The sequence below is a fragment of the Nostoc sp. LPT genome, assembly GCF_017115165.1.
Lineage (GTDB): Bacteria > Cyanobacteriota > Cyanobacteriia > Cyanobacteriales > Nostocaceae > Nostoc.
The window spans coordinates 44,168-51,086 of record NZ_JABXKF010000180.1 but is presented as its reverse complement, the minus strand read 5'-3'; the positions used below and the strand labels follow the sequence as shown (position 1 = coordinate 51,086).

Annotated in this window: 12 protein-coding genes and 1 pseudogene; all 13 read right to left on the bottom strand. The window is 39.4% G+C overall.

Going from position 1 to position 6,919, the window contains the following annotated elements; genetic code table 11:
- Window positions 1–245: 245 nt before the first annotated feature.
- Entirely contained in the window at window positions 246–401 is a 156-nt protein-coding gene (locus tag HWQ58_RS36010) for a DUF5615 family PIN-like protein (protein WP_292873323.1), read from the bottom strand.
- A 161-nt stretch (window positions 402–562) separates the two neighbouring features.
- A complete protein-coding gene (locus tag HWQ58_RS36005) occupies window positions 563–1,789 on the bottom strand; it encodes a transposase (RefSeq protein ID WP_292873319.1) in 1,227 nt (408 codons plus the stop codon).
- 113 nt (window positions 1,790–1,902) lie between these two features.
- A complete protein-coding gene (locus HWQ58_RS36000) occupies window positions 1,903–2,076 on the bottom strand; it encodes a DUF433 domain-containing protein (RefSeq protein ID WP_292873317.1) in 174 nt (57 codons plus the stop codon).
- Between the two features lie 7 nt (window positions 2,077–2,083).
- The gene (locus HWQ58_RS35995; protein WP_292873315.1) at window positions 2,084–2,338 is read right to left on the bottom strand and encodes a DUF4926 domain-containing protein; all 255 of its coding nucleotides are present in this window, start codon (window positions 2,336–2,338) and stop codon (window positions 2,084–2,086) included.
- The gene (locus tag HWQ58_RS35990) at window positions 2,338–2,532 is read right to left on the bottom strand and encodes a DUF6883 domain-containing protein (protein ID WP_292873314.1); all 195 of its coding nucleotides are present in this window, start codon (window positions 2,530–2,532) and stop codon (window positions 2,338–2,340) included. The genes HWQ58_RS35995 and HWQ58_RS35990 overlap by 1 nt, the downstream gene beginning before the upstream one ends.
- A gap of 162 nt (window positions 2,533–2,694) precedes the next feature.
- Window positions 2,695–3,339, bottom strand: a complete 645-nt coding sequence (locus HWQ58_RS35985; protein WP_292873313.1) for a restriction endonuclease subunit S — start codon at window positions 3,337–3,339, stop codon at window positions 2,695–2,697.
- A gap of 15 nt (window positions 3,340–3,354) precedes the next feature.
- Window positions 3,355–3,621 (bottom strand): annotated as a pseudogene (locus tag HWQ58_RS38670) (restriction endonuclease subunit S); the annotation flags it as partial.
- Window positions 3,622–3,627: 6 nt separating this feature from the next.
- Window positions 3,628–3,894, bottom strand: coding sequence for a hypothetical protein (locus HWQ58_RS35980; protein WP_292873312.1), 267 nt, complete (start codon window positions 3,892–3,894; stop codon window positions 3,628–3,630).
- A gap of 95 nt (window positions 3,895–3,989) precedes the next feature.
- Complete coding sequence (locus HWQ58_RS35975) at window positions 3,990–4,112, bottom strand: hypothetical protein (RefSeq protein ID WP_292873311.1); 123 nt, start codon at window positions 4,110–4,112, stop codon at window positions 3,990–3,992.
- Window positions 4,109–4,375, bottom strand: coding sequence for a type II toxin-antitoxin system ParD family antitoxin (locus tag HWQ58_RS35970; protein ID WP_292873310.1), 267 nt, complete (start codon window positions 4,373–4,375; stop codon window positions 4,109–4,111). Before HWQ58_RS35970 ends, HWQ58_RS35975 begins: the two co-directional genes overlap by 4 nt.
- A gap of 228 nt (window positions 4,376–4,603) precedes the next feature.
- Window positions 4,604–4,897, bottom strand: a complete 294-nt coding sequence (locus HWQ58_RS35965; RefSeq protein ID WP_292873309.1) for a type II toxin-antitoxin system RelE/ParE family toxin — start codon at window positions 4,895–4,897, stop codon at window positions 4,604–4,606.
- Window positions 4,894–5,151 carry a type II toxin-antitoxin system ParD family antitoxin gene (locus HWQ58_RS35960; RefSeq protein ID WP_292786437.1) on the bottom strand — a complete coding sequence of 86 codons (258 nt, stop codon included), beginning with the start codon at window positions 5,149–5,151 and terminating at the stop codon, window positions 4,894–4,896. Before HWQ58_RS35960 ends, HWQ58_RS35965 begins: the two co-directional genes overlap by 4 nt.
- Before the next feature lie 31 nt (window positions 5,152–5,182).
- Window positions 5,183–6,742: a class I SAM-dependent DNA methyltransferase gene (locus HWQ58_RS35955; RefSeq protein ID WP_292873307.1), complete on the bottom strand. Its 1,560-nt coding sequence runs from the start codon at window positions 6,740–6,742 to the stop codon at window positions 5,183–5,185.
- Window positions 6,743–6,919 lie beyond the last annotated feature (177 nt).

The following is a 6,919-nucleotide window of genomic DNA, read 5'->3' as shown; positions in this document are numbered from 1 at the left end:
TACCTCAACACGACTTTTAAGTACCTCAACACGACTTTTAAGTACCTCAACACGATGTTGAAGTACCTCAACACGACTTTCAAGTACCTCAACACGATGTTGAAGTACCTCAACACGACTTTTAAGTACCTCAACACGACTTTTAAGTACCTCAACACGACTTTTAAGTACCTGTTGCTTATACCAAATTGCCTTTGGTTGTCATTTTTAACGCAATATTGAAAGAGATCGCTCAGACATCAAGATCAAAAGATTTGCGATCGCACTTGAATTACACTCGGTGCATCAGCTTGAGTCATTGCCAGCAGTGTATCAAAATCTAAGTCATGGGTAAAAACAATGTAGTCGTTTGTCAGTGCCCATGCCATGATTACTTTATCTGTAGCACTGGGATTACCAATTATTGACTAGTGGACAGCTTCAAAACCCGCACTTTCTAAGACTGGAACCCAGTCAGGAGAAAGATTCATATTAAGTAAAATTTTTATGCGGAAGCAAGGGGTACTTCAATTTCTTCTACCCGCCATGCTGCATAAGCTAAAGCTTCTTGACACTCCCCGGTCTAAAGACACGGGGATTCTTGGTTCCCCGACTCGCCATTAGACAGCAGGCTTGCGCCAACCGCCCAAGAGGGCAAATCTCCCCAAGCGTAGCTTCCCGTGTGCCCCACGGTAGTTAATCCTTTTTTGAGGATATTAATACTAGCATTAACGTCTCTATCTTCAACAAATCCACAATGCGGACATACATGGGTTCTAGTAGATAGAGATTTTTTCACTTTCTCGCCACAGTTAGAACAATCAAGGCTTGTATTATGGGCAGGGATAGCAACTGTCACCTTCCGATATTTATGACCAAAATATTCCAACCATGAGCGGAAGGTTGACCAGCCAGCATCACTGATTGATTTAGCTAGATGTCGATTACGTACCATCCCCTTAACATTTAAGTCTTCGTAGGCGACCAGATCGTTAGACTGGATAACGGAGTACGCTAATAAGATGCAGTACTCTTTTCGCTGCCTACTTACTCTTAGATGCTTCCGGGCATATATTTCTCGTGCTTTGTGGTAGTTAGTTGATTGTGGTTTTTTGGCTTTCTTCCTATCTTTGTCGTACTTTTTAGACTTTTTACGATTGGCTCGGTTTAGCTGTTTTTCAGACTTGCGGTAAAACTGAGGGGATTGTTCTACATTACCTTTGCTGTCAGCAATGAAATATTTCAATCCTAAGTCAATACCAACAATTTGATTTGTTGGCTCAGTTTGAGCTTTCACTACAACGTCAATAGCGAATTGGGCATAATAGCCGTCAGCACGACGCACTAAGCGAACACGCTTAATCTGCTTTATATCGTAGTAGTTTAAGTCATAAGTCCCCTTTAGCTTGAGGGTTCCTATGTCCTTTTTATCTTTAAAGGTTACAGCTTTCCTGTTATCTGAAAGTGACCACCCACTCGTTTTATATTCAACTGAGCGAGAGTGTTTCTTGAACTTTGGAAAGCCTTTTCTGCCCAAAACCTGTTTTTTACATCTGTCGTAAAACCGAGCTATCGCGCCCCATGCACGTTCAGCCGCAGACTGTCGAGCCATTGAGTTGAGTTCCGAAGCAAAAGAATATTCCGCAGCTAGTACAGCGCAGTATTTGTTAAGGTCGTATTTGCCAATCTTTTTGTTGTCCATCCAGTGCCTAAGACACTTGTTTTGGATAAACTGACTAGTACGAATGGCATCGTCTATTGCTCTGTACTGCTTATCTTTTCCCTTGACTTTGAACTCGTAAATAATCATTGGCTCGACCAACCAACTACAATGTTTATGCTAACATATTGTGCATAAATGCCAAATAAATTTGGCTGATTCGCTTATATCCCCCGCATGAATGGCGGGGGTTTTACGCATCACTACTCATAAATATCTTCGCGTTCTAGGTATGGGTAGGCTTTGAGAATATCTTCTGGGGTATATCCTGCTGCCATTAAACCGACAATTGTTCCTACAGTAACACGCATACCTCGAATGCAAGGTTTGCCACCCATGATTTCTGGGTTGAATGTAATTGGTTTTAGTGGTTTCATAAAGTGATTACTTTAATTCTGCTAATGGGCGAATGGCTAATACTGCATCGCTGGGCATTTTTTCTACTGCTGACATAGGAACAGTAAAAACAGCGATAGAGTCACCTGCTGCATTAAATACTTCTAATACATAGCCATCTTCACCACCGCTTGGATGAGTCACATAATCAATTAGCATGGCGACATCACCTTGTTTGAGGTTGTATTCTGGGAAGTCTCGACACAGAGCAATGTACTGATATAGTTCCAATTTCATCATCATTAGTCCTTCTTTGGTTTCAAGGTAATAAAACGAAAGCTTCCGTCATGTTTTGATTCTAGCCAAACTGTAATAACTGCTAAATTTTGACCATTTACTCCTTGTAGGTTTCCCGCAATGGTGTAAAAAGTTCCATATTCATTAGTATTATCTTCTACAGCTTTATTGGTGGTGGCGAGTTGTCGAATCGCTGTCAATAAATCTTCTGGGTTATTTTGTGTAAATTCTGCTTAAGCTAAAGATTTTGATTTATCATCTTTGATGCGGGGGACTAAAAGATAACAGGGTAAGTTTTTCTTCGGGAATGATGAGATTATCTGGAATTTCCACAATTTAGTTTTTATCTGGTTATTTTTAATTTAAGCAGCTATATCCTCTTTGCTGATTTCTAGGTGTTCTACGTCAATTTCCCCTGAGATAAGTTTGGGGAGGAGTAAATCGCGGGTTTGGCGAAGGTTGGAGTTTTTGTTGAGCAAATTAATTTTGAATGCCCAGATATTTTGTAAAATTGGTTGAAATTTTTTATGTGTAGCAATATCAGGAATAATAACAGGTATTTCTTTAATTACAGTTTGTGTTAACAGTGGTTGTGCAGAACCCCCTGCATAACGTCTGAGGTTTAGGTCTTGTAGAACAAAGAATGATAGTTCAATACCAAATTTCTGATTACTAGATTCAGCAACAATTGTATTATCAGATGCCCAAAAGCCAAATTTAGAATAGAAAAGAGAACCACAGTAAGCACCTACACGTCCAATAACAATTCCATTTTTGTATTTAGCCTTGTCTGTCCAGCCAATAATACCATTTGAGCCATAAACTGGATAATTACCTTCTTTTAAAGCTTTAATTGCTTTACCATTTGTAAATTGAATAACATCTCCTAATTTTTTCACTTCCCACCCTTCAGGAATTAACCCCAATTCAGAATCAACCATTTTGGTATGTTCATGACCAGGGAAGCGGAATTTGACAAACCACTCATGGTAGAGGGTTTGTGCCATTTTTTCTAATATTTTGATGCGTCTTGTGTTGTTTTCTATTAGGTCATCATACGCTGAGAGTATGCCAGCGATTTTCTTCTGCGTGGGAAGGAGGGGAGTGAGAATATCAAACGAAAGTAACTTATCAACACTCAAATTGTCTTGAGTAGCGCCTTTAGTAATACTTCTTAACTGCTCTTTGATGGTAGTAAGATAATACTTAATAAAACGAACATCCGCTTTTTGTGGATCTGCAATAAAACCAATAATACTATCAGGAAAGCAGGCGTTAAATTTGAGGATTGCTGTTTATGCCGTGTTTTCTCCTGCATTAACTATACATAGTGTATCTTTATTCCACATTTTGCTTTGGGCTAACCCTAATTCACTGTATGTTCGGGAGTAAGATGTTATGTAAAACTCACTTGCTGTAACCTCAGCAGTTTGGATGAAAGGATAGTCTCCACCATAAAGTTCAGGAGCATTTCTAGGTCTATGGCGTGACCTACCACGACCAACAGAACCAAGTTCATTTAACTTATAAGGAATCCATTTTTTTCTATATTGACTATTCATCTATTTTTTTTATAAAAAAATCCTATTTTATAGGATTATTCCATCTAATTTATAAACTCAAGATTAAGATTTTACTCATCATCTTTAAACACAGATTATAAATCTCGATACCCTTCTCTAAATAACTTTTCTCCTGCTTCCAGATTTCTTGGGAGAAAATAATCAGCAATTTCGTTTAAATCTCGACTTGCAGATGGTGAGATAATGTAATTACTCATTCCTGACCCTCACGCGATTTTTGGAATCTGTCGAGTATTTGCATCACTACAGTCTCACTATCCAACCCTTCACCGCGCTCAAGTTCTGCAATTGCAACATCAACTTTTTGCCGAGTTTCTTCTACCCATTCCTGATACTCCTTATCCTGTTTTTCCAGCAATTTCAATGCTTTACTAATCACTTCCTCAGCATTTGCATATCTATTTGTAGCAATTTGCGCTTGAATAAATTGCTCGATTTCTGGTTTAAGTGTGATATTCATAACTATTACCTCAGCTAAAAAACTTGAATGTATTCATTTTGTTCTAATATCATGTCCGCCTAATTAGTTATAATTCCCACATCTGTGCAAAAAGCGCAAAAGCCTCTTTCCCCCTGCCCCCTGCCCCCTGCGGTCTAAATGATAAGTCTTTAACCGGACACGATATAACTCGTCACCTTCTCTACAATTATTGACTCTGACTTAGTAACCAAACTCAAAAATTTATTCTTAATCCTCAAACAAAGATTCTAAATCTCTATAACCACTGGCAATACGAGTAACAAGAATTCCATCCTCGCTGGGATAGTAAAATATAATGTAATCATCCACAACAAAACCGCGTAAATTTGGTACAAGTCTTCCGTAACTTTTCCCCATATTAGGAAAACCTGCTACTAACTTACACTTTTTACGAATATCATCAAAAAGCTTACTAGCTGCTTTTGGGTTACTGCGAGCAAGATATTCACAAATTTCATCTAAATCTCGAATTGCTTCATCTGAAAATGAATAACTACTCATTCTTCAGATTCCTCAGCAATTTTCCGAATTTTTTCTTGCAACCTAGCAAAAACAACTTCGCCATCAGTTACTTGTCCTTTAGAGATTTGTTCAGTTCCCACAGCAATTTTTTGGCGTAATTCTTCAATACGCCGTTCTCTTTCTTGAAGCAACTTAAAAGCTTCATTTATCACATCTTCTGCACTAGCAAACCTACCCGTTGCAAGTTGCGCTTGAATAAATTGCTCGATTTCTGGTTTAAGTGTGATATTCATAACTTTTACCTCAGCTAAAAGAAGGGATGCATTAACTTTGTTCTAACAATTTCGCCACATTCTCAGCAATTCTCTCTTCTAATTCCCTCGCTTCGACATTCAAAACTTCCAATTCCTCATTCAACTCTTCCAACTTCTCAGTAAAATCAAAATCTTCTACCACTCGTTCCGCAACACCCACATAACGTCCAGGGTTTAAACTCCATCCCTGCGCGGCGATTTCTTCTAAAGTTGCTACCTTACAAAGTCCAGGTACATCAATATATTGTCCTTGGGGGAATTTCTCCGCCAGCAACGCTTGGCTACCATCGGTAGTCTCTACAGCTTCACCTCTGTACAATCTGACAATATTCGCCAAAAATTCAATCTGTTCTAGGTTAAACTCCCGATGGGCACGGTCAATTTGACGGTAAATGTGCCTAGCATCAAGAAATAATACCTTATCTCTGCGGATAGTATCTGCTTTGCCCTTATCCAAAAACCACAGAGTACAGGGTAAGGTAACAGTGTAGAAAAAATTAGAACCAACAGCAATCATCACATCCACTGCATGAGATTGGATAAGTTTCTGCCGAATCTCTAACTCTGTACCTCGCGCATCACTGGCAGAATTCGCCATGACAAATCCTGCCCTACCTATTTCATTTAATGCACTCCAGAAAAAATGAATCCACAAGTAATTAGCATTATCTGCCTTGGGCATTCCAAATTTGCTAACACGCGGATCTCCCTTGATTTTTTCTTTGTCCACCTTATCGACATTAAAAGGTGGGTTAGCCATCACAAAGTCAAATTTATCTACTGACTCGTGAACATCTTCATAATAAGTATTGCTCTGGCGAATATCCCCTGCAAGTCCATGTACAGCTAAGTTCATCTTGCATAAGCGGACAGTTTCACCTACTTTCTCTTGCCCATAAATACTAATTTCTGTGCTGGGGTTCTTCTTGTGTCTTTCTACAAAAGATGCACTTTGAACAAACATACCACCACTTCCACAAGCAGGGTCATAAATTCGTCCATGATATGGTTCAATTACTTCTACAATCAGTTTTACTACAGAAATAGGGGTAAAGAATTCTCCCCCTTTCTGTCCCTCGCTCATGGCAAATTTACCCAGGAAGTATTCATAAATCTTCCCGAAAGCATCACCTGATAAATCTGTTCCTAACTCGACTTTGTTAAAGTTTTTCAGCAAGTCAAATAACAGATCATTTTCGAGGCGATTGTAAGTTTTGGGCAGAATATCCTTTAATTCTTCATTCTCTGCTTCAATGGCACGCATGGCATCATTGATTGCCTTGCCAATATCTGCTCCTCCTGGTAAATTCAGCAGTGTGGAGAATCTAGCAGCATCAGGCAAATACATTACTCCCTTTGCTTGGTAGTCTGCTTTGGTAATCCCACGTCTTCTACTACCTGCATTTTTCAGTTCCTCCTCAGCATGGGTAAATTTCCAGTCAGCGTAGCGGAGGAAGATTAACCCCAGTACCGGGATGGAATACTCACTAGACTTTAGCCTAGAGTTAGCGCGTAACTCATCCGCTGCTTCCCATAAACGTTTCTCTAGGTCAGTAGTGTTAGCAGCCATAGTCAGACATCAGATTACCAAATCTACTCATCATAGGATAGTTTGTTTGTGTGTTACCACTCGGTGAGCTACCAAGTTGAGCAGAAACCAGCGAGATGATAGAATCTTGGGCAGAAAAAAGGCGATCGCCTTTTTTGATTTGATGCAGAATTATGTTGTGTGCGATGTCTACGACGG

Coding starts and splice junctions, on each gene's coding strand:
- HWQ58_RS35995 (WP_292873315.1), bottom strand. CDS start 2,338: ATGATGATGAAATTGGAACTATATCAGTACATTGCTCTGTGTCGAGAC.
- HWQ58_RS35965 (WP_292873309.1), bottom strand. CDS start 4,897: ATGAGTAGTTATTCATTTTCAGATGAAGCAATTCGAGATTTAGATGAA.
- HWQ58_RS35955 (WP_292873307.1), bottom strand. CDS start 6,742: ATGGCTGCTAACACTACTGACCTAGAGAAACGTTTATGGGAAGCAGCG.
- HWQ58_RS35970 (WP_292873310.1), bottom strand. CDS start 4,375: ATGAATATCACACTTAAACCAGAAATCGAGCAATTTATTCAAGCGCAA.
- HWQ58_RS35985 (WP_292873313.1), bottom strand. CDS start 3,339: ATGGCACAAACCCTCTACCATGAGTGGTTTGTCAAATTCCGCTTCCCT.
- HWQ58_RS36005 (WP_292873319.1), bottom strand. CDS start 1,789: ATGATTATTTACGAGTTCAAAGTCAAGGGAAAAGATAAGCAGTACAGA.
- HWQ58_RS36000 (WP_292873317.1), bottom strand. CDS start 2,076: ATGAAACCACTAAAACCAATTACATTCAACCCAGAAATCATGGGTGGC.
- HWQ58_RS35960 (WP_292786437.1), bottom strand. CDS start 5,151: ATGAATATCACACTTAAACCAGAAATCGAGCAATTTATTCAAGCGCAA.
- HWQ58_RS35980 (WP_292873312.1), bottom strand. CDS start 3,894: ATGAATAGTCAATATAGAAAAAAATGGATTCCTTATAAGTTAAATGAA.
- HWQ58_RS35975 (WP_292873311.1), bottom strand. CDS start 4,112: ATGAGTAATTACATTATCTCACCATCTGCAAGTCGAGATTTAAACGAA.